The sequence below is a fragment of the Methylobacterium sp. P3_A11 genome, from assembly GCF_056403155.1.
In genome coordinates this window covers 1-1,082 of sequence record NZ_JBFUGA010000239.1, presented here as the reverse complement: position 1 = coordinate 1,082, position 1,082 = coordinate 1, and the positions used below count along the sequence as shown (strand labels likewise).

The 1,082-nt window shown below is 52.8% G+C and carries 1 protein-coding gene and 1 pseudogene; both read left to right on the top strand.

The genetic code is table 11. The features are described 5' to 3' along the window. Window positions 1-238 (top strand): annotated as a pseudogene (locus tag AC1DXK_RS31010) (glycosyltransferase family 2 protein); the annotation flags it as partial. 192 nt (window positions 239-430) lie between these two features. After that, a partial coding sequence (locus AC1DXK_RS31005; protein WP_477299709.1) for a class I SAM-dependent methyltransferase occupies window positions 431-1,082 on the top strand: 652 nt, incomplete at its 3' end.

The window sequence follows — 1,082 nt, the reverse complement described above, 5'->3', positions numbered from 1 at the left end:
CACGGCGCCGGCAACCCTGCAGGACGCGAGCCAGGTCCGCCCGTGGCTCGCCAACGTCCTGCGCTTCGGTGGCCCGAACGTGCACCTCGTGCGCCACGGCTTCAGCCTGCCCCTGGTGTGCCGCCTGGTGCATCCGGGGTCGGGAACATCGGATGTGGGCCAGGGCGGCAGGGCCAGAGCCGAGAGCAGCGCCGAGTATCAGCGGCTGATCGATCGGTTCGGACGGATTCCGTGGTGAAGGCCCGATGGCAGGCCAGGCAATCGTGTGCTCGAACGTCGCGCTCTTGAACGGCAGGCAAAGTTCGCGGCATCCATGTATCGATCTTCGAACTTTTTGGATCTCTGCGCTTGAGATTTTGTACGAATCATGCCACATATTAGTTTCATTTATAGAAATAAAATAGGTATTTCTCAATAACGGAATGTGGACATGACCGAAGAAGATAAGAAATTTGTTTTACAAAGCGTTGTTGAAGTTTCCCAACAGCTATACAATATTATCGATCATAAAATTACCCGCGCCTATGATCTGCAGGATATTCAGATCCAAGATGTTCGGCGGCTGGCAGCTTACCATATGGCGCCAAAAAATGCATTCTCTCTTGAGACTCAGTTTCCCGTCGCCTACGAAAGCAACGATCACTTAGTTCCCTGGGGAACCAAGAACGACAATACGCGAAATCAGCGCTTCTGCTACGCTGCCGAGAAGCATTTCGGCCGTAAGGTCACGGCCCTTGATCTCGGGTGCTCGGGAGGAGGATTGGTCTTTGATTTCTTGATCCGCGGCAATGTCGCTTTCGGACTCGAGGGCAGCGACCACTCACTGAAGGCGCAGCGCGCCGAATGGTCCATCATTCCCGATCATTTGAGAACTTGCGATATCACTCGACCTTTCATTCTGCGGGATCAAAGAACCGACAATCCTGCCCAATTCGATATCATATCAATGTGGGAAGTCTTGGAACACATTCCCGAAAGCGATCTCCCTCAACTGTTCGAGAATGTGAGAACACATCTTTCCAATGACGGCATCTTCGTAGGATCCATTGCTACATACGACGACATCGTAGATGGTGTCAGCT